Source organism: Limibacillus sp. MBR-115 (genome assembly GCF_040549425.1).
GTDB lineage: Bacteria > Pseudomonadota > Alphaproteobacteria > Kiloniellales > CECT-8803 > Limibacillus > Limibacillus halophilus.
This window is the reverse complement of record NZ_JBEPTJ010000003.1, coordinates 465,577-490,555: the sequence shown is the minus strand read 5'-3', so window position 1 is coordinate 490,555 and position 24,979 is coordinate 465,577. Positions and strand designations below refer to the sequence as shown.

The following is a 24,979-nucleotide window of genomic DNA, read 5'->3' as shown; positions in this document are numbered from 1 at the left end:
GATCGGTTTTGAGTCTCGACCCGTCGAGCCTTTGAAACTAACCTGTCATCACGATTGGGATTCAGACGGTACCCGGATCACCTGTTGGCGCTTGACGCGAACTGATTTCATGGCCGCAAAGTTTCGCCGCGCGGCGCGTTGGAGCGGGAAGGGGGGAGGCCGGGTAGCGTCCGCGGGAGGCTCCGCTTGAACGGGGCTCGCCCATCGAAAAGAGGTAGAAGGAACAGGGTTTCGCTTTAGGCCAGGTTTGCCACGGATTTCGGGCGGCCGAGGCCGGTCAAAGGGAGCGTGAATGCCGAAAGCTGTCAGACTCTTCGTGCGCTACGTCGAAGCGGTCAACCGCATCGTCGGGCGCATCACGATGTTGTTGATCTTTGCGATGATGGGGGTCCTGCTTTACTCCTCGATCATGAAGACGGTCGCCATCCCGCCACTTTGGACGCTGGAGATGGCACAGTTCCTGATGGTCGGTTATTTCCTGCTGGGCGGACCCTATTCGATGCAGCTTGGCGAACATGTTCGCATGGACCTTCTGTATGGCGCTTGGTCCGACCGCACCAAGACCCAGGTCGACGTCATCACCATCCTGTTTCTGATCTTTTATCTGGCGCTGCTGCTGTGGGGCGGTCTGTCGAGCAGCAGTTATGCGCTCCAGTACGGCGAGCGCAGCTATTCAGCGTGGCGGCCTTACATGGCGCCCATCAAGATCATCATGTGCATCGGCATCTTCATGATGTTGCTGCAGGCCATTGCCATGTTCATCAAGGACATCGCCAAGCTGCGGGGGGAAGAGCTCTGATGAGCTACGAAGTGATCGCTTTGCTAATGTTCTCCTCGATGATGCTGATGCTGTTGACCGGCCAGCGCGTCTTCGCGGCCATCGGCTTCATCGCCGTGGTGGCGGCCTTGGCGCTTTGGGGCGAGGGTGGGTCCGAGATGGGCTTCTCGGCGGCCATGAAGCTGATGAAGTGGTACCCGCTGCTGACCCTGCCGCTGTTCGTCTACATGGGTTACATGCTGTCGGAATCGGGGATCGCCGACGACCTATACCAGATGTTCCATGTCTGGATGGGGCCGCTGAACGGCGGCCTTGCCATCGGTACGGTGCTGTTGATGGTCGCGGTCTCGGCCATGAACGGGTTGAGCGTGGCGGGCATGGCCATTGGCGCCAGTATCGCCCTGCCGGAGCTTTTGCGTCGGGGTTACGACAAGATCATGGTGACCGGCGTTATCCAGGCCGGTAGTTCGCTGGGCATCCTGGTGCCGCCCAGCGTGGTGCTGGTGCTTTATGGCATGATCGCGCGCCAGCCGGTCGGTCAGCTCTGGCTGGCAGGCGTGTTCCCGGGCCTGATGATGGCCGGGCTGTTCATCCTCTACATTGTGGTGCGCTGCTGGTTCCAGCCGCAGCTTGGACCCGCGTTGGCCGAGCAGGAACGCAATATCCCCTTTGCCCAGAAGCTGCGCCTGCTGCGGGCGGGCATCCTGCCGCTGCTGATCTTCTTTTGCATGACCGGCCTGTTCCTGATGGGCGTCACCAGTCTTGTGGAAAGCTCGGCGGTGGGGGCGGTGACGGCCACGCTGGCGGCCCTGATCAAGGGGCGTCTCAATTACACGGTCATGGAGGCGACCCTGCGCAAGACGCTGGGCATCAGCTGCATGTTCATGTGGATCATCCTGGCCGCGCTCTGCTTTGGTGCTGTCTTTGACGGCCTGGGTGCGGTCAAGGCCATCGAGGGTTTCTTCATCGGCCAACTGGCGCTGGGTCCCTGGGAAGTCTTGATCCTGATGCAGCTTTCTTTCCTCCTGATGGGGACCTTCCTGGACGATACGGCGATGCTGGTGATCGTGGCGCCGCTTTATGTGCCGCTGGTCGATGCGCTGGGGTTCAATCTGATCTGGTACGGGGTGCTCTACACCATCACCTGCCAGATTGCCTACATGACGCCGCCCTTCGGCTACAACCTCTTCCTGATGCGGGCCATGGCGCCGCCGGAAATCGGCTTGAAGGACATCTACGTATCCATCATTCCGTTCGTGTTCGTGATGATGCTGGCGCTGGCGCTGGTAATGCTGTTCCCGCAGATCGCACTTTGGCTGCCCGGGCAGCATTACGGCTATTAGGGCAGGCCGTTTGGTCGCAGGCGAAATCATTTTTCTGGTGGTTCAAGGGTATAGGAGGCAAAACTGTAGAGTACGTTGCGGCCCCCCTGACGAAACCGCTTCGCGTGAGGCCTATCGAAAGGGGTGGAAAGATCTTCAAACCAAGCGGTTGATCACAAGGCCGCTCATTGGACAAGGGAGATAAAACATGACGAATAGACGCGATTTCCTCAAAAAAGCAGGTGCGGCAGGTGCCGTCGGCGCGGTCGCCGCGGCCTCCAGCTTTCCCGCACCTGCGGTAAGGGCGCAAAGCAAGATCAAGTGGCGCTTGCAAACCTACGCGGGTGCTGCCCTGGCCGAGCACGTCATCAAACCGTCGATTGATGCCTTCAACAAGGTGGCGAACGGCGAGATGGAGATTGAGCTTTACTTCGCCGATCAGTTGGTTCCGACAGGCGAGCTGTTCCGCGCCATGCAGAACGGCACCATCGATGCGGTGCAGTCGGACGATGATTCGATTGCCGCACCGGTCGATATCTCGGTGTTCGGCGGATACTTCCCCTTCGCGACCCGCTACAGCCTGGACGTACCCGTGCTGTTCAACGAGTGGGGCCTGCGCGAGATCTGGGAGGAGGCCTATAGCGAGGTCGAAGGCGTGACCTGGTTGTCGGCGGGCGCCTGGGATCCTTGCCATTTCAACACGAAGGACCCGATCAACAGCCTTGAGGATCTGAAAGGCAAGCGCGTCTTCACCTTCCCGACGGCCGGCCGCTTCCTGTCTCGCTTTGGGGTGGTCCCGGTGACGCTGCCTTGGGAGGATATCGAGGTTGCCGTGCAGACCGGTGAACTGGACGGCATCGCCTGGTCCGGCATCACCGAGGACTACACGGTCGGTTGGGCGGACGTAACTAACTACTTCCTGACCAACAATATCTCGGGGGCCTGGGTCGGCTCGTACTTCGCCAACAGCGACCGTTGGAAAGAGCTGCCCGACCACCTGAAGGAGCTGTTCAAGCTCTGCATGGACAGTTCGCACTACTATCGCCAGTACTGGTACTGGGGCGGCGAAGCCAAGCTGCGCGTTTTCGGTGACAAGTTGAAGCTTACCACCATCCCCGATGCCGAATGGGCGAAGGTGGAAGCCGAGGCGCGTAATTTCTGGGATGAGATTGCCGCGGAGAGCGAGCGAAACGCGCGGGTTATCAAGATCATCCGCGAATACAACGACGCCATGGAAAAGGCCGGTCGCCCTTATCGTTACAGCTAAGGGGGGCCCCGCGGCCAGCAAGAGCGAAGGCGGCACGGGCGATTGCCCGGCCGCCTTTTTGCTGTAGGGATGAGCGGAAAACCTTACAGAGAACAGCATACCGGCGGTGTTTTAGGAAATTCTTAAATATTTTCGCTTCAAATTGTGTCTATCGGCGATTTCGTCGGTTTGATGGAGATGACAATGCGAAGTGAGATTTATCAGGAAGTGGCGCGTGCAACCCGCATTCAACGCCTCGAAATCCGGTACAAGGGCGTGGGTGCGCTATTGATTGCAACGCTTGTGTGCCTCTCGACCCTGTTGACCTTCACGATCGGGTTCGCCAAGGCTGGCGGGCTTTTGGGCGGTTTCTAAGACGCTACCGAGTGTGCAGTACTACCTGCACCCTTCGCTGGTGCCGTGCCCCGGCCAGTCACGTATGACCTCACCACTGTCGGCGTTTTCTATCCAGAAGACCCGGTAAGCCACGAACGAGGCTGACTCTTTGTCGCTACGTTCCTCATAGTCGCAGCGCTTGACCACAAAGGTCTCGCCGACCTCGATCCAGAAGCTTCCGAAGTCCGTGGTGTAGGCCTCGCCACCGAAGTATCCCCTTGGCTTCCACAGGACCGACAAATTGTAACCACCAGGCACGAGCACCACGCCCTGGCTATCCCATAGCGGCTCTCCCGACAGCTTTGCTCGGTCTTCAAGGCGCACCAGCAGGCTGCAGTTTCCGTTGCATAGGAGTTTGGCCGTTAGCGAAGGCTCCAGCTCTTCGGCTCCGGGCATGATCACGGATTCAGTGGTTGTGCTGCAGGCTGCCGTTAGAAGCAGAACACAGATCGCTGCCAAAGGCGCCAGCCGTTGTCTTAGTCTCGTTTCGACAGGCATCTTCAACCCCTTGAATAGATTTCTACAGACTAGAGGATTCGCCGTCCTGCCGCCAGGACCGGCAGAGCTGCGGCGGATCGCCTCGCCAGCCTTGGTCCTGGGATTCCACCGCCTATGTCAGCCATGCAAATGACCCATAGAGGAGAAGCTTTGCCATGATCAAGAAACTGAGTTTGGCGTTTGTGTTTGCCGTTGCCCTCGCAGGCCCGGCCCTTGCAGAGACTTACGAGGTGGAGATGTTGAACAAGGGATCGGATGGCGCCCGCAACGTTTTCTCGCCGGCGGTTATCAAGATTGCGCCAGGCGACACCATCCGCTTCGTGGCCACCAGCAAGGGACACAATGCACAGTCGCTGGACGACGCGCTGCCGGATGGCGCCACGCCCTTCAAGACCAAACTCAGCAAGACCGAGGAGGTAACCTTCGAAGCACCTGGCGTCTATACCTACAAGTGTCTTCCACACTATGCGCTGGGCATGGTCGGTGTCGTAGTCGTTGGTGATGACATCTCCAACCTGGAGGCCGTTAAAGCCGAAACTGGCGCCGCGCCCGGAAAGGCAAAGCAGGTTTTCAGCGACCTGTTGAGCGGCCTTTGATCTGATCGGCTGTGGGACCGTGGTGGGCTGCGGCCACGGTCCTGGCCGATTGCAGCCTGTGGGAAGGGCTGCCATGCGTGGCTCATGCTTCTCTCCCGCTTTCGTCCTTGTCATACTTCCTGCTTTCCCGCTCAGGCGGAATCTTTGACGACTTCAGGAGAGATCGGCCCCTTGCCTGCGATAAAGCCCGCGCCTCTATGCCTCGGACCGCTAACCGCCCTCGAGGCTCCCAAGATCGCCCTTCCCAAGGGTGCCTGCGACACCCATTGCCACGTCATCGGTCCTTTCGACCGATTCCCCATGGTGGAGGACCGCACCTACACACCGCCGGTCGCCTCGCCCAAATCCTATCTTGCGATGCTTGATCGCTTGCAGATGGATCGCGGCGTATTGGTGAATGTCAGCGTACACGGGACCGATAACCGCTTGTTACTGGAGACCGTCGGGCCCCGCCAGGACCGTTTGCGCGCCGTTGTGGTGATTCCCGCCGATATTTCCGAAGCCGAACTGGAGCGCATGCACGAAGCGGGTGCGCGGGGCTTCAGAATCAATCTGCTGTTCAAGGGCGGCGTGCATATGGAAGCTCTGGAGCGGCTGGCGGCAAAGGTCGCCCCTCTCGGTTGGCACGCGCAGTTCCTGATCGATATCCGCATGCTGCCTGAAATTCTGCCGGTAATTCGACGCCTGCCGGTCGAAGCAGTGTTCGACCATATGGGGCATTTCCCTGCCGCGCTCGGCCCCGATCAGGACTTTTTCCAATCAATGATCGCGTTGGCCGAGGAGGAACGTGCCTGGGTCAAGGTATCCGGCGCTTTCCGGCTGACCGACAAGGGGCTTCCGCACGATGAGGTCAGACCTTTGGCCGAAGCGCTTCTAACGCGAATCCCCAGTCGTGTTGTCTGGGGCTCGGACTGGCCGCACGTTTCGCTCTATGACGTGATGCCGGACACCGGCGCGCTGTTGAACGAGGTGTTGGGTTGGTGCCCCGATGCGGCGATCCGGCAGGCCCTCTTCACCGACAATCCAGCGCGACTCTATGGATTTTGATGAGGCACGGTTGCGCGAGGCCGTCATAGGTTTACTTGACAGAGATTGGGGTAGGGGCCTATAGCCCCGCATCCATTCAAATGCGTCTATGGGTAACCAGGAGCAAAGAACCGTGACAATCAAATCCGGCATGAACCCGACCGGGATTCCCTTCCGTCTCTTGTTGCCGCCGCTTGTTGCGATGGCGTTGGTCATCGTGCTGTCGAACGAATTGGTACAGCATCCGATCAACGACTGGCTCACCTGGGGCGCAATCAGCTATCCGATAGCGTTCCTGGTCACCGATACGACCAACCGCCTGCTGGGGACCAAGAATGCCCGTTGGGTCGTGGCGTTGGGTTTTGTGATCGGCGTAGCGCTCTCGCTTCTGGTTGACGTGCGCATTGCGATCGCGTCGGGAAGCGCCTTCCTTGTAGCCCAAATGCTCGATATTTCTGTGTTCAACCAGTTGCGCCGCGCCGTCTGGTGGAAAGCGCCTTTGGTTTCCAGCGTAATCGGTTCGGCCGTTGATACAGCGTTGTTTTTCTCGCTGGCCTTTGCCGGAACGGGTCTGCCCTGGATCACCTGGGCCTGGGGCGACTTCGGCGCAAAACTCTTCATGGCGGCGACGTTGTTGCCCGTCTTCCGCCTGATCGTCACTTACTATCCGGCGCGCCTGCGCTTGGAAGAGCCAGCCTGACGGCGCCGATCGGTAATCGAAACGAAAAAGGGCGGCCCGGTTTCCCTGAGCCGCCCTTTTCTTTACGCCATAGCGCCTGTTATTCGGCCGCCTGGTGGATGGTGCGCTGCGGGTAGGGAATGCTGATGCCCTCCTTGTCCATGCGCTCCTTAAGTGCCCGGGTCATATCCCATTTCAGGGGCCAGTAGTCACCGGCGTCGCACCAGATGCGGATCACGAAATCAACGGAGCTATCACCCAAATTGCCGACCGCGACCAATGGGGCTGGGTCATTATGACAGCGCGCATCGGCGACAATCAGGTCCTCCACCGCCGCTTTGGCCTTGCCGATATCGGCCTCGTAGGCGATGCCTAGGGCGAGGTCCAGCCGGCGGGTCTTGTGATAAGAGTAATTGACGACAGCCGAGCCCCAAACCTGGCTATTTGGAATGATGATCTGGACATTATCCGGCGTCGCCATCTCGGTGACGAAAAGGCCTAGCGCCTTGATCGTCCCAGAGCGGCCGCCGACCTCGACATAATCACCCGCCTTGAAAGGCCGGAAGATCAGGAGCATCACACCAGCGGCAACGTTGCTGAGCGTACCCTGTAGCGCCAGGCCAATGGCCAGACCGGCAGCACCGACAACCGCAATCAGACTGGCGGTCTGTACGCCAAACTGATTCAGCACCGCAATCACGGTCATCGCAATGATGATGTACCTTGCGAGGCTGCCGAAGAAGCTGCGTAGCATGTCATCGATTCGCGGGCTGCGAGACAGCATGCGGCGTACTAGCTTGTCGGCTCGACCAGCAAGGAATAGGCCGACAATAAGGATGACAATGGCGCCAATGACGTCGAGGCCATAGAGCGTGACCAGGCTGATTACCTCGTCCACGACCGCTTTGATTTCGGATTCCATGTTCCCTCCTAAATTCATAAAGCCCGGCGGTTGGGTCCGCCGGGCCTTATAAAGGAACGGGGCGCTTACTGCACCCTTAAGTTGGGCACGCCTCGATCAGAAGGGGATCCAGGAGCTTTCCTTGGTGTAATGAAGGTAGCCGACGTTTGCTCCGGCCCGCAGACCAACGCCCGTGCGGATCGGCGCCAGGGTGATGCCGGCTGCCCGTTGATAATTCACACCCAACCCGGCGATGAAGTAGAAACTGCCCTCCACACCCGGAAAGCGCTGGAAAATGGCTTCTGAGCTGGGCAGATCGTAGACCAGGGTAAACACTCGTGAGGCATTGCCGCCCAGGTCCCATCCGATAGACGGACCCTGCCAGTAAATCTTGCGGGTGCCGTGTAGCTTGCTGTTCAAGGTACCCTCGCCGTAGCGAACACCGACGCCAATCGCGCCGCTGGCTTCCTCGCCGACGATGTAGGCGTTTGGACGACCGTTATCCTCGAAAGCTTTCTCGATGATCTCGGCAAGGCCCTCGGTCGTCGCGCCGAAGAAGCCGCGCGCCTCCTCCAGTATTTCGTTTTCCGAGTAGGTGCCGTCATCGGTCGCGGGTTCTTGGGACGCGTCGCTGGTCTGCGCCATTGCAACGCCCGGCAGCGCTACCAGACTGATCAGACCCAGCATCATCAGGAACCGTCGCACTCTAGTCATCGTCTTTTTCCACTTCCAGAACTTGGGGGGTTGTTTGTACCGGCATAGTCCAGCGGCAACTCGGTCGTCGCCTTGATCTCCTCCATAACAAAGGAGGCGGATACATCAGTCAGGTCCACGCTCGCTATCAGTCGTTTGTAGACAGCATCGTAACCTGCAATATCCGGCACGACGATCTTCAGCAGATAATCCAAATCGCCGCTCATCCGGTAGAATTCAACGATCTCATCGATCTTTTCCACGGCCGTCGCGAAGCTGTCAAACCAAGCCTGGTTGTGCTGGTTCGTCCGCACCCGCACAAAAGCCGCCAAACCAAGACCGAGGCGGTCCGGGTCCAGCAGGGCTACGCGCTGCCTTATAACACCACTCTTCTCTAAAGCCTGAATGCGGCGCCAACATGGCGAAGTCGAAAGACCGACCCTGTCGGCCAATTCAACCAGCGACAACGAGGCATCGCGCTGCAGAAGGTTCAAGATTCTCTTATCTGTGGCATCCATTGGGAAAAATTATCATATTATGAAACAAGAAGGGAAAAATATTCTATATAAGCAGTAAAAATAGAGGAAAATAGGAAAGTGTTTTCTGGGATTTTTGATTAAGCTGTTTTCAGTATCAAGGGGAGCACGAAGATGATCAGACGCCTTTTCACCGCACATCCAGCCGCCGTCAGCGAATCCTATGGTGAGCATTTCGGCACGGCATCCGGTTTTGCGCTGAAGTTGTTCTTGGCGTCCCTGGCTTGTGCAGTCCATGCGGTCTTGCCGTTTCTGTTCGAGAAAACCGGCAGCCACATGATCAATGAGCTGCATGACCGCATGGTGCGCAATCGGGCGCGCCACGCCGTCGCCGATACCGCTTACGCAGCGCGCCAGAGCTAATTTTTCTAACACCTATCAAACCGGGTTATTGGTGACCGTCCTGTCATTGACTGGCAGGTTCGCCGTCATTCGCCTAGAGTTTTGATTGTCTTGGACAACAACCGGCGGAGGGGCGTGTGGACGGAGGTTTTTTCTGGATCGTACTGCTCGTCATCATGCTGCAGCCGGTATTGCAGCAACGTGTCCTGATGGCTCTGCGGCAACGTAAGATTTCCCAACTCGAAAAGAAGCGCGGCTCACGTGTGATCCTTCTGGTGCACCGGCAGGAGACCATGCGTCTCCTGGGCTTTCCCTTGGTGCGTTACATCGATGTGGAGGATTCTGAGCAGGTCTTGCGAGCGATCCATCTTACCGATCCGAAAATGCCTATCGATTTAATTCTCCAAACGCCAGGGGGCTTGGTGCTGGCAGCGCTGCAGATCGCCCGGGCGCTCCAACGCCATCAGGGTAAGGTGCGGGTTTACGTGCCGCACTACGCCATGTCAGGCGGTACGCTCCTGGCTCTGGCAGCGGACGAGATTGTCATGTGCCACCATTCCGTGTTGGGCCCGGTTGATCCACAGATTGCTGGTAAACCTGCCGTTTCCATTCTCAATGTGGTCCAGTCAAAGTCGATCGACGAGGTCGACGACGAGACCTTGATTTTGGCTGATATTGCCGAAAAGGCGGTTCGCCAACTCCGCGAGTCTGTCCTCGATTTATTGCTTGGTAAGATGCCGCCTGAACAGGCCGAGCAGCTTGCCGATACGTTGACAAGCGGCCGCTGGACGCACGACTACCCAATCACCGAGGCCGAAGCGCGAAGGTTGGGCCTGCTCATTGCCAATGACATGCCCGATGAGGTTTTCCAATTAATGGAGCTGTTTCCGCAGCCGGTTCGTAGCCGCGCCAGTGTCGAATACCTACCGACACCGCATGAGCGTCAACCGAAATAGCGTCATTTCCGATAGGGACGGGACTGGTCCAGCAACCAGTCACGTACGCGCTTGCAATCCTCATTCTCCAATGGGCCGAGCGGCCAAACCACATAGAATCCCTGTTCGCCCAACCACTTCTCCGGTCGGGCCGGAACGAGGTTGCCTTGTGCGATGAGGTTACCGGTCAGGTGCCGCCACCCAATTGCAACGCCTTGTCCTTCGAGTGCTGCCTGGATGACCAGGGCATAGTCGTTGAACCGGAGTCCATCGCCACGATCCTGGTAGGAAACACCAAGGTTGGCGAACCAATCCTGCCAGCTCGGCCGTGGCCGAAAAGGTTCGTCCAGGTGAATTAGTTTAGCCGCCGCCAGTTCATCCAGTGAGTTGAAGGGGCCTGCTTCCTCAAGGTATCCGGGGCTGCACAGCGGAAGAATCTCCTCGTCGGCGAAGTATGCCGTACCGCAGCCGGGCCACTGGCCGTATCCGCGTCTGACCCCCAAAGTAATGCTCTCTGCGACCAGATCGATGTCCTTGTCGGTTGTTTGCAGACGTAAATCTATGTCTGGATGCGCCTGACGAAAGGCGGCCAGGCGAGGCACCATCCAGTGGCTGGCGAAGGCCGTAGAGACGGAGATGGTGATGTGGCGATCGTCGTGCTGACGCCGAATGTCCTCCGCCGAGCGAAGGATATGCGCCAGTCCCAGCGAAACGTCCTGGTAGAAGCGTTCTCCGGTCTCGGTCAACGCGACACGCCGGTGCTGCCGGGTGAAGAGTTTGACGCCCAACGCCGTCTCAATCTGGCGTATGCTGTAGCTGACCGCAGCCTGTGTGACACCCAATTCCGTTGCGGCTTTGGTAAAGCTGCCCGCTCTCGCTGCGGCCTCAAAGGATAGCAACGCATTGGCGGAGGGAAGAAGCCGACGTAAGTTATTCATAAAGCATTTTTATCTGAAAGATCAGAATTTTCCAAGATTACAGCGCAGCAGGACAGCTATAGCATCAAACAAACAAGGGCAATGCATTAAGCCAGAGGGAATGCCGGATCATGGGTGAAACGCGTGCGCGCAGACGAGAGGGTGGCGGTCGAGCGGGAAGGGCGGCGCGTCCAGCCGATGTTGCGGCTCCGGCCATATTGACCCGGCAGATTCCCACCTATGAATTGATGGGAGAGGAAGGGCTGGCCGCGATCGAAGGCGCGGCTGACCAGATTCTTCAGGAGATCGGGATCGACTTTCGCGGCGATGAAGAGGCTTTGCGTCTTTGGCGCGAAGCGGGGGCCGATGTCCAGGGGGAGCGGGTTCGGTTCCCGCGTGGTTTGGTGCGCGGTATTATCCAGGCAAGCACACCGCGGCAGTTCAAACAGCACGCGCGCAACCCGGAGCGCACCGTCATCATCGGCGGTGATCACGTGGTCTTCTCCCCGGCTTATGGGTCGCCTTTCGTGCGCGATTTGGATGGCGGGCGGCGCTACGGCACGCTGGAGGACTTCGAAGCCTTCGTAAAGCTGGCCTATGCGTCTCCATGGCTCAATCATTCCGGCGGTACGATCTGCGAACCGGTTGATATCCCGGTTTCCACCCGGCACCTGGACATGGTCTATGCGCATCTGCGCTACTCGGACAAGCCCTTCATGGGGTCGGTGACGATTCCAGAACGCGCCGCGGATTCCATCGCCATGGCGAAGCTCGCGTTCGGTGAGGATTTTGTAGACCAGAACTGCGTTATCCTTGGCAACATCAATGTCAACTCGCCGCTGGTATATGACAGCGCTATGACTGGCGCGCTCAGGGCTTATGCCGCTGCCAATCAATGCACCGTGGTCGTACCTTTCATACTGGGCGGTGCCATGGGGCCGGTGACGACGACGGGCGCAATCGCCCAGGCGTTGGCGGAGGCGATGGTAGGGGTTGCCCTGACGCAACTCGTGCGGCCCGGGGCGCCGGTAATTTTTGGCAACTTCCTGTCATCCATGTCCCTCAAGAGCGGTGCTCCGACGTTCGGGATGCCCGAGCCGACGCTTGGTTACATGGTCGTCGGCCAACTGGCCCGCCGTTTGGGCGCGCCGCTGCGCTTGGGCGGATCGCTCACCGCATCCAAGGTCGCCGATGCCCAATCGGCGCAGGAGAGCTCGGACTCGCTCATGGCTTCGATGCTGTCGGGCGCCAATTTCATTTTGCATGCGGCGGGCTGGCTCGAAGGGGGCCTGACTATGGGGTACGAGAAGTTCATCATCGACTGCGATCATGTCGGCATGATGCACGTGCTGATGAAAGGCTTGGCGACCGATGATAATGCGCTAGCGTTGGACGCATTTCGCGAAGTAGGGGTAGGCAAGCATTTCCTGGGCTGTGCGCACACGTTGAGTAATTATCGTACCGCCTTCTATGACGCAGAGATGGCCGACAACGATTCCTTTGAGCAGTGGGCCGAGGCCGGTTCGCTGAGTTCAGAGGCCCGTGCGGCCCGGCGCTGCAAGGAGATACTGGCTGCTTACGAGGCTCCTCCCATAGATCCGGCCGTCGACGAGGCCCTGAGGGAATTCGTGGCGCGGCGAAAGGCCGACCTGCCGGAAGCCTGGTACTGATTGGGCGGGGAGTTCACCGACGTCATGACCCAGCACTTTCCTCATCTATTCGAGCCATTGCAACTACGCCACAAGACACTGCGCGGGCGGCTGAATTTCGGCGCTCACACGGCGAACATGTCGGAGGAGGGCCTGCCTGGAGCGCGGCACCTTGGCTACTACGCGGAGCGCGCGCGTGGCGGCGCCGGGATGATCGTCGTGGAGCCCATGCCGGTGCACGCTTCCGGCATTCTGACCCGAGGTAACTTTCGCCAGGGTGACGATGCCGTCATACCGGGCTTCAGGGCCATCACCGAGACCTGCAAGGATCTAGGAGCGGTGATGATTCACCAGCTCTACAACGTCGGCCAGCATGGCGACTTCGATAATTCCTTTCATGCCAGTTGGTCCCCCTCGGGCCTACCGTCCTTCCATGATTCAGACGGCAGTCATGCCATGACCGGGGCACAAATCGAGGAGGTTATCGGCTGCTACGTCGATGCAGCCGTCAGGGCGCAGGTCTGCGGTTTCGATGGAATAGAGCTTTTTGCCGCCTACCATGCCTTGATTGACCAGTTCTGGACGCCTTGGTCCAACCGGCGCGACGATCGCTGGGGCGGCTCTTTCGAGAACCGCATGCGCTTTTCGACGGAGATCACCAGCCGCATCCGCAAGGCGACAGGCGAGGATTTTATCATTGGCATGGCAGTATCGATGCACCCGGTCATCAAAGCTTCGCTATCGGTTGAAGCTATGCAGGAAATCGCCGCTTACCACGACGAGAGAGCGTTGATCGATTATATGACCTGCGGCACTGGTAGTTATTTCGATTTTTATCCTCTCATGCCGACGGTGCTCTATGAAGACAAGCTGGGTGTACCCTATGCGGAGGCGCTCAAGCAGGTCGTCAAGCATACCCGTATCCAGGCAGAGAGCCATATCCGAACACCGGAGAACGCGGACTACGTGATCGCCTCGGGCCAGGCCGATATGGTTTCCATCGTGCGCGGCCAGATCGCCGATCCCCATATGGCCAACAAGGCGCGTGAAGGCAGGCCGGAGGATGTCCGCCCCTGTCTCTCCTGCAATCAGATGTGCTGGGGAAGACGATCCAAGGACTATTGGATTTCCTGTCTCATCAATCCTTCGGCAGGCCGTGAATTCGAGTGGGGTGGCGACCGCTTTACGCCGGCCGAGAACCCAAAACGGGTCCTGGTGGTCGGCGGCGGCCCCGCCGGGCTGGAAGCGGCGCGCGTTGCAGCCGAGCGGGGTCATTCGGTGACCCTTTGCGAGGCTGCGCCGGAACTGGGCGGTCGTTTCCGTCTAGCCGGCCTGCAGCCGCGCCGGGCGCAGATACTGGATTATTTACAATGGTATGAGACGCAGCTTGCCAAGCTGCAGGTCGAGGTGCGCCGCAACTGTTTCATCGATGCAGACGATATAGATGGATTTGCACCGGATGTCGTGGTCCTGGCGACTGGATCGTTGCCCGATGAGCGCGGTTTTCAGCGCGGTATACCGGATGTCGAGCGCATCCCCGGCATTGAAAAGGGGAACGTCTGGTCGGTCGAGGATGTAATGAGCCGCAATGCACGGCCCGGTAAGCACGTTGTTGTGCTGGACGATATCGGCCACTGGCACGCCGCCGGGACGGCTTGGCATCTAGCCGAACAGGGGCATGAGGTCACTATTGTGACGCGCCATGCCATGACGGGATGGGAACTGGTGCGGACCGCGACAGACTGGCCGCTGCGCCAGCGCCTGAAGCAATTGGGTGTGAAAACGCTGGGCGATTCAGTTATCACCGAGTGGCGTGGTGATGCCGTCGAGATCATGGATTTGCGTGATACCGAGCGTCAGGTTGTCGAAGCCGATGCGCTGGTGCTGGGTTGCACCAACGAATCGCAACGCTGGTTAGGCGATGCCTTGGTGGGGCAAGGTGGCGACTACGAAATCCATTCCATCGGCGATGCTGTTGCCCCTCGATTGGCTGTGATGGCCATCTACGAAGGTCGCAAGCTGGCGCTAGAACTTTAACGACACGGAGGAGAAGGACGGCATGCGTGAGAACGACCCGCTGCTGCAACCCTATCAACTAAAGCACCTGACGCTGCGCAACCGGATCATGAGCACCTCGCACGAGCCTGCCTATTCCGAAGACGGTTTGCCGACCGACCGTTACCGACTCTACCATCTTGAAAAAGCGAAAGGCGGGATCGCCCTGACGATGACGGCGGGCTCTGCCATTGTGTCCCCGGACAGCCCGGCAGCCTTCGGAAATCTTCATGCTTACAAGGACGAGATAGTACCTTGGCTGAAACGCCTGACGGATGACTGTCATGCCGAAGGCGCTGCCGTCATGATTCAATTGACGCATCTTGGCCGCCGAACCAACTGGAACCATTCGGATTGGCTACCGGTTCTGGCGCCGTCGCCAATTCGCGAGCCCGCCCACAGGGCCTTTCCCAAGACTGCGGAGGACTGGGACCTCGAACGCATTACCAAGGAGTATGCAGCCGCGGCTCAGCGCATGCAGGAAGCCGGCTTGGACGGCATCGAACTGGAAGCCTACGGTCATCTGATGGACGGCTTCTGGTCTCCGGCAACCAACCAGCGTGACGATGCCTACGGCGGCAGCCTGGATAATCGCTTGCGATTTACGCATGAGGTCCTGGCGGCAATTCGCGCGGCCGTTGGGACGGATTTCATCGTCGGCCTGCGCTTGGTTGCCGACGAGGATTGGGACAAGGGCCTCAGCAGGGAAGAGGGCGTGGAGATCGCGCAGCGGCTGGTTGCCAGCGGCCGTATCGACTTTCTGAACCTGATCCGGGGGCACATCGAGACAGATGCCGCGCTTTCAAAGGTGATTCCGATTCAGGGGATGGCTTCGGCCCCCCATCTCGATTTCGCGGGAGAGGTGCGGGAGATTACCAAGTTCCCGGTTTTCCACGCCGCTCGTATCGCCGATGTGGCCACCGCCCGTCATGCCATCGCCGAGGGCAAACTTGACATGGTTGGCATGACCCGCGCGCATCTTGCCGACCCGCATATCGCCAGGAAGGTGGCGGAAGGGCGTGAGGAGGAAATTCGTCCCTGCGTCGGCGCCACCTATTGCCTGGACCGCATTTACGAGGGGCACGAGGCGCTTTGTATCCACAATCCAGCGACGGGACGCGAGGCGAGTCTGCCCCACGTTCTGAGGCGATCGGATGGGCCAAAGAGGAAAATCGTGATCGTCGGCGCCGGTCCGGCAGGATTGGAGGCGGCCCGTGCTTCGGCCGAACGTGGCCATGAAGTGGTGGTCTTTGAGGCTGCCGACAAACCGGGCGGCCAGGTGCGCCTGGCCGCGCAACTCAAACGCCGTTCGGAACTGATCGGCATTGCCGACTGGCGTCTGGCCCAATGCGAACGTCTCGGGGTTACCTTTCGTTTCAATACCTGGGCCGAGCGCGAGGATGTGCTGGGTGAGACGCCGGACATTGTGGTGATCGCCACAGGCGGTTTGCCCGACACCGGTTGGTTGGCGGAAGGTGGAGATCTGGTCGTCACGTCGTGGGATATCCTGGCGGGTGACGTGAAGCCGGGCGAGCGAGTGCTGCTGTTCGACGACAATGGTGGGCACCCGGGCATGGAAGCGGCGGAATTCATAGCCCAAGCAGGGTCCAAACTGGAGTTGGTCAGCCCGGAGCGCTTTTTCGCGCCCGAGATTGGCGGCCTGAATCACGTTCCTTATGCCCGCTGTTTTTCCGAGTGCGACGTGCGTGTCACCATCAACACGCGTCTGATCGCCGTTCGGCGTTCGGGCAACGGGCTACTAGCGTCGTTGGGAAGCGACTACTCTGACCGGATTGTCGAGCGCGAGGTGGACCAAGTCGTGGTCGAGCACGGGACCTTGCCGCTTGAAGATCTCTATTTTGAGTTGAAGCCGCTGTCCCGCAATCTGGGGGAGCTCGATATGGCTGCCTTTGTCGCTATCCAACCCCAGTGCGTGACCCGCAACCCGGACGGCGACTTTCAGTTGTTCCGTATCGGCGATGCCGTCGCCAGCCGCAACATCCATGCTGCCATCTACGATGGCCTTAGACTCTGCATGACTTTCTGATCGCTTTGCCAAGCGGTGCCGGGCGCGGCATAGTTTCAGAATCGGTTTGATGATTTCCAAGGAGCTGGCGATGAGCGGCGTACTATTTAGCGGCGGCAATGTCTTTGCGCCGAATGGCGAAATGTTGAGCGGCCACGGGTTGTTGGTCGACAGGGGTCGAATCGTGCGTATCGCACCCTTGGCGGAGTTCGAAGGCTTTGCTGGGCAGCGGGTCGATACAAAGGATGCAAGCTTGCTGCCCGGATTGATCGATTGTCACGTGCATCTCTGTTTGGGTGGCGAGGCGGACCCCGGTACCGCGGCAGAGAAACTGAAGCCCGGGCAATTGACCATGCGCGCATTGCAGCACGCACAAGCGACGCTCAAGGGTGGTATCACCTCCATCCGTGACTGCGGCGGCAAAGAGTTTCTGGAGTTCGCGGTTCGTGATGCCTGTAACTCAGGCATTCAGCTTGGGCCGACGATCATGGCGTCCGGTCGCATCATTTGCATGACCGGCGGACACGGAAACCGTTGGGGCCGTATCGCAGACGGTGTGGACGAGGTCATCAAGGCGGTGCGTGAACAGATTCACGCAGGTAGCGATCTGGTGAAGATCATGGCGACCGGCGGCGTGATGACGCCAGGGGTTAACCCCGAAGATGCCCACTACACAGAAGAGGAGATGGCTGCCGGAATTGGCGAGGCGCATCGCTTCCATCGCCATTGCGCCAGCCACGCCCAGGGCGAGCAGGGCATTCTCAATGCGGTCAGGGGCGGTATTGATTCCATCGAGCACGGCTTTTGCCTGACCGAGACCTGCATTGAGCTGATGTTGGAACGTGGAACCTTCGTCGTGCCGACGCTAGCGGCGCTTTGGAACATCGTCAGCAATGACAACCGCGGCATTCCCGCCTATGCGCTGGAGAAAGCCCGCAAGTGGGCGGAAACTCAAAAAGAATCGATCAAGACTTACTACGCCGCGGGCGGCAAGATCGCCATGGGTACCGATGCCGGCACGCCCTTTAACAGACATGGCGAAAATGCTCAGGAGTTGAAGTACATGGTCGAGACGATCGGCATCTCACCCAAGGACGCCTTGTTGATCGGCACCCGCAACGGCAGCGAGTTGATGCGGTTGGAAGACCGGGGCCGCTTGGCGGAGGGATTCGCGGCCGATTTGCTGCTGGTGAGCGGTGACCCGCTATCGGATATCAACCGCGCGGCCGATCAATCCAACCATCTGCTGATCATGAAGAACGGCCGCGTGGCGCTGGACCGACGAACCGATGGAGAGGTTTTGCGTCAGGCGGCGGAGTAAGAGGCTAGGCTCGTTTTTGAAAGATGATCGGGACCATGGTTTCACTGAAGCGGTTGAAGGATAACTCCAGGGTTGCGTCCCACCATTTGTAGAGCGCTTTGCCTCTTTGCGGGTAGTAGACGGCCGTATATATGGTGCCGAAGCCTTCGTCGTAGGCACGGGTGTAGAGTGGCGGTTGCAGGAAGGCATCCGCCAGTTTTTCCGGCGTGGTGTCGGGCTCCGACAGGCGAAACGACAGGAAGTTCTCCCGTTGCAGGGTAGCCGTTGCGCGGGCGTGGTTATGCCACTCGACCTCGCCTTGATGATTGGTCGCAATGGGAACCTGCCGAATGACGGCCCGGCGGTCCGGCGACAGAAAGGCGGTCAGGAAACGGCCCTTTCGATCCACCAGCGTGACGTTGTGCGCCATGAAGGAGGGCACGGCTTCCAGAACCCGGCGGGCTTCCTCCGCCGTTTCGCAGAACTCTAAAATGTAGCGTACGATCATCGGGGCGCCGAAGCCCTCGCCTACGACGCGCCTGCCGCCGAAAGTCAGGCTGACCGCCAGGCCCGCCTCGTTCACCCCATCCAGCGTGCCGGACATGGAATCCAGCATGGCTATGACCCTCATGCCGTTCCAGGCCGATCTCAGGATGATGCCGTCGCAGGCCTGCGGGGCGTAATCGTAATTGCGAATCAGAACAGGTTCGTCACCGGGCCATACCACCTGGGAGCAGCCGGCGATATAGGCGGGCGGTTTCCAAAGACTCAGGAAACGGGCGACAAGGTCGCTGCCGCCCGCCAGTTCGACCAGCAGATCATAGGTGCCGAGAAAGCGCGGCAGGTATCGCTGTACGGCCTCCCGGCATTCCAGATAGGTCGCGCGCTGCTCCAATCCTTGCGACAGGAACCAAGCCTTATAGGCAGGCCAGAGGCTGTTGAAGACCGTCTGCCACTTGGTGCCCGGATAGGCCTCGTCGATGGATTGGAACTCGAAACGCATTGCCTACATGATCTTGAAGGATCCGGGCGAAAAGTGCGGTGTCAGCGAGCGACCGACGAAGCGGCCACGGAAGGCATCGATCCACTTTTTGCCACGGTCGTTCAGCTTAAAGTTTTTGGTCATCAGGCGCCCGCGTGTGATCAGGATCCCAAGGTCGGCCCCTTCATAGCGATAGTCGCCGGTATTAGCGATCCTTAAAAAGAAGGCCTCGTTTTCGCTGGCCACAGCCCGTCGGTGATAGTCGAAACGTGAATAGTCCAGGCTACCATCGTCATTCATCCGCCAGATGCCCGATTCCGGCGCATCGACCAGGATATCGACTGAGTCGTCGGTATGCTTGATGACTGCTTGGCTCCAACTGTCGATGTTATCGGAATCGGCCCAACGGGCATTGATTTCATCGACGTCGAGTTTGAAATCAACGCCGCTGAATTCCAACAGATGGAACAGGAACAAGGGGGCATCGGCATGCGCGAAAGCCGCGTGATTGGTCATAGAACTGGCGCCCGTGACGCGCGGATTGCACTCACCCAGCCAAATATCTCCGCTTTGCTGATCGATCAGGAAATCCAGCTCGAAATAGCCGCGATAGCCGGTTTTGCGAAGTTCCTCGCCGAAACGGAAGGTCAGGTCCCTGGCTTTCTCCCGAAGCTCCGGGGTGAAGCTGTCGGCGAAAATCTCGTTGCCGCACCAGCCGCCCTTGTAAGGAGTCAGTTCCTTGAACCCAACAAGCTCGGTCATCAAGGGGCCGACGATGGTGCCGGCACGCGTTGTGCAGGCCTCAATCGCAGCACCCCTGCAGTTGATGCGCTTCATGATTTTTACTTCGCCACCGGCGATGATCTCTTCGGCGTGATTCTTCCAATCCTTCTCGGTTGAGATAAAGAAGGTGGTATGTCCGGAATCGCCATAGGCGGTCTGAACCACTAGGTCGGGTCCCAGCTTTTTTGTCTTGGCGCGCATGTCCTCATAGGACTTCACTTTGACCAAGACGTTGGGAACGCTGGGAACGCCGGCGCGATTGCCGATACGCACAGTTTCGATCTTATCGTCGATCCGGCTCCGCAACTTGGCCTTGGGGAACCAAGTTTGCAAACCGGCTTTCTTCGCCAGTTCCTCGGTTTTCTCGTCGAACATGAGGAAGCAGGCCTTTGGCTTGCCGCCAAAGGATTTGATGTAGTCCAGCACCTCCTTGTGCTGCAGCAGATAGTTGTTGATGTCCTCGATGGACTCGAACTCAGGGTGGGGAATCTCCTGCGGAACAAAGGTGTTGGGATGGCGCCCGTCGTAACAGTCCAAGTAGTTGATGAATTTGAACTTCTTGCACCATTCATCCATACCCAGCAGGTTGAAGTTCGTGGCGCTGATAAAGAAAATCGGTGTGTCGTTTCGGTGAAAATAGCGCCTGATATCGGACATGCCGGCCAAGGATTTCTTCGCGGGCGCGCGTTTTGCTTTGGCTGTCTTGGCGGCGGGCTTCTTCTTTCCTGCGGTTTTCTTTGTGGCCACGGGGTGCCTCCCTCAGTTCAATGTCATGGTGCTTTGGTCTTGTGGGCGTTCCTTCTTTCTTGGCTTTTCGGGAGCGCTAATTCTTCTGCGCTTCCTCGGATAGTGCTTCCTTGGTGAAGACGCGCAACCCGATTTCCGGCCTGTAGCCGTGAATTTCCTTAACGTCCAGCTTGCGCATGAACTCCAGAATCTCCGGACTGACTACCTGACCGGGAACTAGGATCGGGAAGCCGGGCGGGTAGGGAATGACAAACATGGCGGAAACCACGTCTTCACCGGCCTTCAGCTTTTTGTCGATCGTATCGTCTTCGATCGGGAGAAAATCACACTTACTGTCGTCGTAAGCCAGGAAGTAAGCGGTTCGCAGGTCGCCTTCACCCGTACTGTCATCGCCTCCCGGTTGGAAAGTGCCGTGGAAGCGGCTGAAATCCGGTAGCGGGGGTAATTCCTTGGTCAGGGAATGTACCTTGCGGGCATGCACGCGCTGTTCGGCCTGATTGGCATCTGCGGACTCTTCCTCCAATTCATGCGCAATGCTGACAAGTACCTCTATCAGATATGCAACAGAACTGCGCGTGGTGCCGATGTTGGTCATAAACAGGACCGTATTGCGCGAGGTCTTGTTGACCTGAATCCCGTACTTTTCCATCAGGTAACGATTTTTGAAGGTATCGCCGTCGATCCCGATGTCGCCGACATAGAGTGTCAGGCGTGTGGCGTCCAGAACGAACTCATCTTCAGCCCAGGCTTCCCAAATCCGCGTCCAGCCATCCTCGGGATCATAGTATTTCTTGATGCCGGATTTGCGGTACTCCTCGGGAATCATGTCCTGCACCGTCAGGAAGCGGAAGTGCTTGCGCAGCAAGGGATGGCTGGCCACGGCTTGCCGCAAGACCATCGCCATCTCGACTTGCTTTTGGACCAGTTCGAACCCTTCCAGCTCGACCTGGCGGCGACCGACATCCAGCGAGGCCAGTATCTGGTAGTTGGGCGAGGTGGAGGTGTGGGTCATGTAAGCTTCGTGGAACGCATCTTCGACCTTCGTCCGGAAAGACTGATCGTAGACATGGATCATCGAGCCTTGGCGCAAAGAGGTCAGGGTCTTGTGCGTCGACTGGCAAGCGTAAGTCCGGATTACGACTTGATCGGGATCGGGTAAGAGCGGCCGATCCAGCCATGTCGCCTCGTCCTCCGGGTCGAGTTTGTCGAACTCTTCCTTCCAGGCAACGTAGGTTTCCCTGTAGTCGTCGCTGCAATAGCGTTCACGCAAGGCCTTGGCGCAATGCATAGCCGTGCGCTGGCGATAAGTCGGTCCAAATCGGGCGAAAGCGAACCAAGCCTCATCCCAGAGGAAAACGAGATCGGGCTTGATGGCAAGGCATTCCTGCATGAACCGCTCTACATTGTAGACGATGCCGTCAAAGGTGCAGTTTGTAAGAAGCAACAGCTTTACCCGGTCAAGTTTCCCGGCCTTCTTCAGCTTCAGCAATTGGTGCTTGATTTCCCGAAGCGGCACAGCGCCATACATCGAGAACTGGTCGAGCGGGTAGGAGTCGAGGTAGATGACCTGTGCGCCGGACAGGACCATGCCGTAATGGTGCGATTTGTGGCAGTCGCGGTCCACCAGCACGATGTCGCCGGGACGTATCAAGGACTGAACGACGATTTTGTTGGCGGTCGAAGTCCCGTTGGTGACGAAGTAAGTCTGCTTCGCGCCAAAGGCCCGCGCTGCGAGTTCCTGTGCCTCTTTGATAGGGCCGTGAGGGTCGAGGAGCGAGTCCAACCCGCCCGAGGTCGCCGAGGTTTCCGCCAAGAAGATATTGAGGCCGTAAAACTCGCCCATATCCTTGATCCAATGGGACTTCGTGATCGACTTCCCACGCGAGATCGGCATGGCATGGAACACGCCGGTTGGTTGCCTGGCATATTCCCGTAAGGCGCTGAAGAATGGCGATTTATAGCGCTTGTTGATGCCCCGCAGGATATTGAGGTGCAGTTCGACATAGTCTTCCTGATTGTAGAAGACGCGGCGGCAGTTTTGCGGGACGCGTCCCGCCACGTCTTCCACCGATTGATCGGTTACCAGGTAAAAATCCAACTCCGGGCGCAGGGTTTCGCAAACACGGGCCAGGGCGATGCCGTAGTCCTCGCTCTGCAGGTCCGCGATATGCCGTTCGTCGATGCGCGTCAGGCTGCGGTGGAGCAGGGCAAAATTATGCACCGAGCGATAGGAAAAACCGTAGCGGGCGACGACGGCCTGAATATTGTGGTTCTGCAGGACGGCGATGACCGCATCCTCGAAAGAGGGCACGATCACGGCTTCATAGATGAATTGATCCTCGCTGCGGCGCATCTTCCGCAGGCTATGGCGGAGTGCCTGTTCCTGTCCCAGGGTCATGTTGTCGACCACGAGAATCTCGAAGTAGGGGCGCTGATGCGCAACTTCCTCCGCGGATTCAATGACGCTGTCCGCGTCCTCCTGCTCCTCGGTTTCGCCGTTCAGACCAAGTGGGATGGCTTTGTGCCGGTAGGCATTGCTCATCAGCGATCGCACGATCCGGGCGATGCTGCGCGACATGCCGACGTACTCTCCCAACTCGAAAAGCCGTTGCAAGTGCTTGAAGTTGTGGCGGCCCGGAAAGGCCCAGTAAATCTCGATGGGTTCGAGCATCGCCATGGTTTCAGCGACCCGGCGTTGCAGGCTCGATGTATCGGCGCTGGCGGCTGCCGCAGCTAAACGCGCGGAATCCGCCTTCAAGCGGCTCCAGGAATCTGCGCGTAACTGTGAGGCATTGTAATACTCGTTGAGCGCCGGGCCTGAGCCGGAAGTCAATTCGCTGCTCATACGCGGTGCCGGAGCGCCTGCCGGCTCTCCCGATTTGGCTTAGAAACCGCCGACGGTTTTGAGAGTCGCGCCAACGGTTGAGGGGGCGTCATTTTCCGACAGCGCATCACTTGCGCCCGATCCTTGCGCATCGCTTGTGTCTCCCTGCCTGTTCAATCCGGCGCGTGATCCGCGCTTCGGTATTTCTAGGGGACCAAGCGTAGCAAGATATTGAGATTGCGTCCAATCTCTCCGGTAGACGTCAAATTCAACAGCACGGTCGCGGAAACTTTTCAGCGGCTGGCCAAGCCCTTTCAAGCCGACTTCCCGCTGCCTGCGCACCTGATCAAGATCGATTTCCAGAGGAATGTACTCCTCCTGGCCGGCGGCCTGATGAATCTGTGCGCCCGAGGGATCGAACACCGCCGAGCGACCCACGCCGCCCGCACCAATGCCGTTGATGTCGAAGACATAACACTGGAACATGGCGGCTGTCGCTCGCGCGATCGAAATCTCCACCTCCCGGTCCAGGGTTCCTGTCAGTACGGGGTGCAGTAAAACTTCAGCGCCCATCGACGTCAGTGTGCGCGTGGTTTCCGGGAACCAGATATCATAGCAGATGGATACGCCGAATCGCCCGACCTCAGGGACATCGAACACCAGGAACTCTGTGCCGGGCGCGGTATCCTGCTCGTAAGGGCAAAAGGGAAAGAGCTTGCGATGGCGCCCGACGACTTCACCCTGGGGATTGAAGACGCTAGTGGTATTGTAGACCTTGCCATCCAGCGTCCCTTCGAACATGGAGCCGGAAAGCAACCAGATTCCGTGGTGGCGCGCCCAACCGCTCATAACCTCTTCGGTGCGCTCGAACGATCCCGCATTGCTTTGCAAGGGCCCAAAGGGAGCCAGTTCACTGAACATGACCATCTGTACCCACGGGAAGCGCAGCATCAGCAAATCGAGCTGATGTTTCATGTGGCTGAGGTTCTCCTGCACGGCGGTGATGTGCAGTTGCATCCCTGCAATGGCAAACGGCGTCATTGGAATCCAATCTCTAGAGTGCGTTCGGCGCGATCATAGGGACGGGGAAAGCCCGCGCCAAGGGCGGAAAACCGCCTTTTAAACGAAAGCGCAGCAGCTATGCATCTGGAGGCGGACCCGTTCACGATTATTTTGGAGCAAGTGCTTGTGAATGTCGCAGGTTAGCAATATATTTGCGAATCATTATCATTCTAATGAAGGAAAGAAGGAGCATGGCGCGCGATATCCTGAAGACCGCATCCTTCGCTGTCCTGCATTTTACTGTTGGATTCGCGGTTACATTTGCCCTGACCGGGTCACTCGCAGTGGCGACCGGTGTTGCCTTGCTGGAGCCGCTCGCCAACACGGTCGTTTTCTATTTTCATGAGCGTGCGTGGCGTCGCAGGATACCTGCCGACGCCACGGGAACCATTTGTCACGCCTGACGGAGAAGTGAGAAGGTGGAAGCAGCCGGCTTAACTGAGCTTTGCGGCGTTGGTTGTCGTGTAAGTCGCTGCAGGTTGGGGCGTCTTAGCGATGTCAACGTGACAACACTAAAGAGCTGACGCCAACGCGAGCGTCGAGATTCGCCCACCATGATGCGACGCATGCCTGATCGGTGTCGCAACCGCCAAACAAGACTTTGACCAACCAAATTCTGACCCAAATGCGCAGCCATGGCTGCCTCCACTCTTGCCCCCCAAGGTCTGGCGCCGCGCCGGATTGTG

The 24,979-nt window shown here is 58.6% G+C and carries 23 protein-coding genes; 14 read left to right on the top strand and 9 right to left on the bottom strand.

Annotated features, from left to right (window positions below; translation table 11 throughout):
• Positions 1-292 precede the first annotated feature (292 nt).
• From ABIE63_RS09145 to ABIE63_RS09130, 4 genes are all read left to right on the top strand, one after another.
• Positions 293-799 (top strand): TRAP transporter small permease subunit, encoded by a 507-nt coding sequence (locus ABIE63_RS09145; RefSeq protein WP_354504135.1) that lies wholly within the window; start codon positions 293-295, stop codon positions 797-799.
• A complete protein-coding gene (locus tag ABIE63_RS09140) occupies positions 799-2,121 on the top strand; it encodes a TRAP transporter large permease subunit (RefSeq protein ID WP_354504134.1) in 1,323 nt (440 codons plus the stop codon). The genes ABIE63_RS09145 and ABIE63_RS09140 overlap by 1 nt, the downstream gene beginning before the upstream one ends.
• A gap of 187 nt (positions 2,122-2,308) precedes the next feature.
• Positions 2,309-3,367, top strand: a complete 1,059-nt coding sequence (locus ABIE63_RS09135; protein WP_183416046.1) for a TRAP transporter substrate-binding protein — start codon at positions 2,309-2,311, stop codon at positions 3,365-3,367.
• Positions 3,368-3,550: 183 nt separating this feature from the next.
• Positions 3,551-3,721, top strand: coding sequence for a hypothetical protein (locus ABIE63_RS09130; protein WP_183416044.1), 171 nt, complete (start codon positions 3,551-3,553; stop codon positions 3,719-3,721).
• A gap of 21 nt (positions 3,722-3,742) precedes the next feature.
• Here ABIE63_RS09130 and ABIE63_RS09125 read toward each other — a convergent pair whose 3' ends face one another.
• Positions 3,743-4,240, bottom strand: a complete 498-nt coding sequence (locus ABIE63_RS09125; protein WP_354504133.1) for a hypothetical protein — start codon at positions 4,238-4,240, stop codon at positions 3,743-3,745.
• Positions 4,241-4,395: 155 nt separating this feature from the next.
• On the opposite strand from ABIE63_RS09125, the gene ABIE63_RS09120 reads away from it, so the two are divergent.
• The 3 genes from ABIE63_RS09120 to ABIE63_RS09110 all read left to right on the top strand — a co-directional run bounded on the left by ABIE63_RS09120 (position 4,396) and on the right by ABIE63_RS09110 (position 6,562).
• Positions 4,396-4,836 carry a pseudoazurin gene (locus ABIE63_RS09120; RefSeq protein WP_354504132.1) on the top strand — a complete coding sequence of 147 codons (441 nt, stop codon included), beginning with the start codon at positions 4,396-4,398 and terminating at the stop codon, positions 4,834-4,836.
• A 171-nt stretch (positions 4,837-5,007) separates the two neighbouring features.
• Positions 5,008-5,883, top strand: a complete 876-nt coding sequence (locus ABIE63_RS09115) for an amidohydrolase family protein (protein WP_354504131.1) — start codon at positions 5,008-5,010, stop codon at positions 5,881-5,883.
• Between the two features lie 112 nt (positions 5,884-5,995).
• Positions 5,996-6,562, top strand: coding sequence for a VUT family protein (locus ABIE63_RS09110; protein WP_354504130.1), 567 nt, complete (start codon positions 5,996-5,998; stop codon positions 6,560-6,562).
• Between the two features lie 79 nt (positions 6,563-6,641).
• Here the strand turns inward: ABIE63_RS09110 and ABIE63_RS09105 are convergent, their stop codons facing one another.
• The 3 genes from ABIE63_RS09105 to ABIE63_RS09095 all read right to left on the bottom strand — a co-directional run bounded on the left by ABIE63_RS09105 (position 6,642) and on the right by ABIE63_RS09095 (position 8,653).
• Positions 6,642-7,463: a mechanosensitive ion channel domain-containing protein gene (locus ABIE63_RS09105; protein WP_354504128.1), complete on the bottom strand. Its 822-nt coding sequence runs from the start codon at positions 7,461-7,463 to the stop codon at positions 6,642-6,644.
• 96 nt (positions 7,464-7,559) lie between these two features.
• Positions 7,560-8,156, bottom strand: coding sequence for a DUF1134 domain-containing protein (locus ABIE63_RS09100; RefSeq protein WP_354504127.1), 597 nt, complete (start codon positions 8,154-8,156; stop codon positions 7,560-7,562).
• Entirely contained in the window at positions 8,153-8,653 is a 501-nt protein-coding gene (locus ABIE63_RS09095) for an Lrp/AsnC family transcriptional regulator (protein WP_354504126.1), read from the bottom strand. The genes ABIE63_RS09100 and ABIE63_RS09095 overlap by 4 nt, the downstream gene beginning before the upstream one ends.
• Positions 8,654-8,785: 132 nt before the next feature.
• On the opposite strand from ABIE63_RS09095, the gene ABIE63_RS09090 reads away from it, so the two are divergent.
• Both ABIE63_RS09090 and ABIE63_RS09085 read left to right on the top strand, forming a co-directional pair.
• Positions 8,786-9,034: a DUF6356 family protein gene (locus tag ABIE63_RS09090; protein WP_354504125.1), complete on the top strand. Its 249-nt coding sequence runs from the start codon at positions 8,786-8,788 to the stop codon at positions 9,032-9,034.
• Between the two features lie 116 nt (positions 9,035-9,150).
• A complete protein-coding gene (locus ABIE63_RS09085) occupies positions 9,151-9,969 on the top strand; it encodes an ATP-dependent Clp protease proteolytic subunit (protein WP_354504124.1) in 819 nt (272 codons plus the stop codon).
• A 2-nt stretch (positions 9,970-9,971) separates the two neighbouring features.
• Here the strand turns inward: ABIE63_RS09085 and ABIE63_RS09080 are convergent, their stop codons facing one another.
• Entirely contained in the window at positions 9,972-10,886 is a 915-nt protein-coding gene (locus tag ABIE63_RS09080) for a LysR substrate-binding domain-containing protein (RefSeq protein WP_354504123.1), read from the bottom strand.
• A gap of 110 nt (positions 10,887-10,996) precedes the next feature.
• On the opposite strand from ABIE63_RS09080, the gene ABIE63_RS09075 reads away from it, so the two are divergent.
• The 4 genes from ABIE63_RS09075 to ABIE63_RS09060 all read left to right on the top strand — a co-directional run bounded on the left by ABIE63_RS09075 (position 10,997) and on the right by ABIE63_RS09060 (position 17,916).
• Complete coding sequence (locus ABIE63_RS09075; protein WP_354504122.1) at positions 10,997-12,535, top strand: trimethylamine methyltransferase family protein; 1,539 nt, start codon at positions 10,997-10,999, stop codon at positions 12,533-12,535.
• 24 nt (positions 12,536-12,559) lie between these two features.
• A complete protein-coding gene (locus ABIE63_RS09070) occupies positions 12,560-14,551 on the top strand; it encodes an FAD-dependent oxidoreductase (protein WP_354504121.1) in 1,992 nt (663 codons plus the stop codon).
• A 22-nt stretch (positions 14,552-14,573) separates the two neighbouring features.
• The gene (locus ABIE63_RS09065; protein ID WP_354504120.1) at positions 14,574-16,616 is read left to right on the top strand and encodes an NADH:flavin oxidoreductase; all 2,043 of its coding nucleotides are present in this window, start codon (positions 14,574-14,576) and stop codon (positions 16,614-16,616) included.
• A 70-nt stretch (positions 16,617-16,686) separates the two neighbouring features.
• Entirely contained in the window at positions 16,687-17,916 is a 1,230-nt protein-coding gene (locus ABIE63_RS09060; RefSeq protein WP_354504119.1) for an amidohydrolase family protein, read from the top strand.
• Between the two features lie 4 nt (positions 17,917-17,920).
• On the opposite strand, the gene ABIE63_RS09055 is transcribed toward ABIE63_RS09060, so the two are convergent.
• The 4 genes from ABIE63_RS09055 to ABIE63_RS09040 form a co-directional block, all read right to left on the bottom strand.
• Positions 17,921-18,898 (bottom strand): C45 family peptidase, encoded by a 978-nt coding sequence (locus ABIE63_RS09055; protein WP_354504117.1) that lies wholly within the window; start codon positions 18,896-18,898, stop codon positions 17,921-17,923.
• A 3-nt stretch (positions 18,899-18,901) separates the two neighbouring features.
• Positions 18,902-20,407 carry a biotin carboxylase gene (locus ABIE63_RS09050; protein WP_354504116.1) on the bottom strand — a complete coding sequence of 502 codons (1,506 nt, stop codon included), beginning with the start codon at positions 20,405-20,407 and terminating at the stop codon, positions 18,902-18,904.
• Positions 20,408-20,483: 76 nt separating this feature from the next.
• Positions 20,484-23,252 (bottom strand): aminotransferase class I/II-fold pyridoxal phosphate-dependent enzyme, encoded by a 2,769-nt coding sequence (locus ABIE63_RS09045; RefSeq protein WP_354504115.1) that lies wholly within the window; start codon positions 23,250-23,252, stop codon positions 20,484-20,486.
• Between the two features lie 39 nt (positions 23,253-23,291).
• The gene (locus ABIE63_RS09040; RefSeq protein ID WP_183416021.1) at positions 23,292-24,272 is read right to left on the bottom strand and encodes a carbon-nitrogen hydrolase family protein; all 981 of its coding nucleotides are present in this window, start codon (positions 24,270-24,272) and stop codon (positions 23,292-23,294) included.
• 212 nt (positions 24,273-24,484) lie between these two features.
• On the opposite strand from ABIE63_RS09040, the gene ABIE63_RS09035 reads away from it, so the two are divergent.
• Positions 24,485-24,697, top strand: coding sequence for a DUF2061 domain-containing protein (locus ABIE63_RS09035; protein ID WP_183416020.1), 213 nt, complete (start codon positions 24,485-24,487; stop codon positions 24,695-24,697).
• Positions 24,698-24,979 lie beyond the last annotated feature (282 nt).

Coding starts and splice junctions, on each gene's coding strand:
- ABIE63_RS09065 (WP_354504120.1), top strand. CDS start 14,574: ATGCGTGAGAACGACCCGCTGCTGCAACCCTATCAACTAAAGCACCTG.
- ABIE63_RS09045 (WP_354504115.1), bottom strand. CDS start 23,252: ATGAGCAGCGAATTGACTTCCGGCTCAGGCCCGGCGCTCAACGAGTAT.
- ABIE63_RS09080 (WP_354504123.1), bottom strand. CDS start 10,886: ATGAATAACTTACGTCGGCTTCTTCCCTCCGCCAATGCGTTGCTATCC.
- ABIE63_RS09120 (WP_354504132.1), top strand. CDS start 4,396: ATGATCAAGAAACTGAGTTTGGCGTTTGTGTTTGCCGTTGCCCTCGCA.
- ABIE63_RS09075 (WP_354504122.1), top strand. CDS start 10,997: ATGGGTGAAACGCGTGCGCGCAGACGAGAGGGTGGCGGTCGAGCGGGA.
- ABIE63_RS09095 (WP_354504126.1), bottom strand. CDS start 8,653: ATGGATGCCACAGATAAGAGAATCTTGAACCTTCTGCAGCGCGATGCC.
- ABIE63_RS09040 (WP_183416021.1), bottom strand. CDS start 24,272: ATGACGCCGTTTGCCATTGCAGGGATGCAACTGCACATCACCGCCGTG.
- ABIE63_RS09145 (WP_354504135.1), top strand. CDS start 293: ATGCCGAAAGCTGTCAGACTCTTCGTGCGCTACGTCGAAGCGGTCAAC.
- ABIE63_RS09055 (WP_354504117.1), bottom strand. CDS start 18,898: ATGCGTTTCGAGTTCCAATCCATCGACGAGGCCTATCCGGGCACCAAG.
- ABIE63_RS09060 (WP_354504119.1), top strand. CDS start 16,687: ATGAGCGGCGTACTATTTAGCGGCGGCAATGTCTTTGCGCCGAATGGC.
- ABIE63_RS09070 (WP_354504121.1), top strand. CDS start 12,560: ATGACCCAGCACTTTCCTCATCTATTCGAGCCATTGCAACTACGCCAC.
- ABIE63_RS09135 (WP_183416046.1), top strand. CDS start 2,309: ATGACGAATAGACGCGATTTCCTCAAAAAAGCAGGTGCGGCAGGTGCC.
- ABIE63_RS09125 (WP_354504133.1), bottom strand. CDS start 4,240: ATGCCTGTCGAAACGAGACTAAGACAACGGCTGGCGCCTTTGGCAGCG.
- ABIE63_RS09140 (WP_354504134.1), top strand. CDS start 799: ATGAGCTACGAAGTGATCGCTTTGCTAATGTTCTCCTCGATGATGCTG.
- ABIE63_RS09090 (WP_354504125.1), top strand. CDS start 8,786: ATGATCAGACGCCTTTTCACCGCACATCCAGCCGCCGTCAGCGAATCC.
- ABIE63_RS09035 (WP_183416020.1), top strand. CDS start 24,485: ATGGCGCGCGATATCCTGAAGACCGCATCCTTCGCTGTCCTGCATTTT.
- ABIE63_RS09105 (WP_354504128.1), bottom strand. CDS start 7,463: ATGGAATCCGAAATCAAAGCGGTCGTGGACGAGGTAATCAGCCTGGTC.
- ABIE63_RS09100 (WP_354504127.1), bottom strand. CDS start 8,156: ATGACTAGAGTGCGACGGTTCCTGATGATGCTGGGTCTGATCAGTCTG.
- ABIE63_RS09130 (WP_183416044.1), top strand. CDS start 3,551: ATGCGAAGTGAGATTTATCAGGAAGTGGCGCGTGCAACCCGCATTCAA.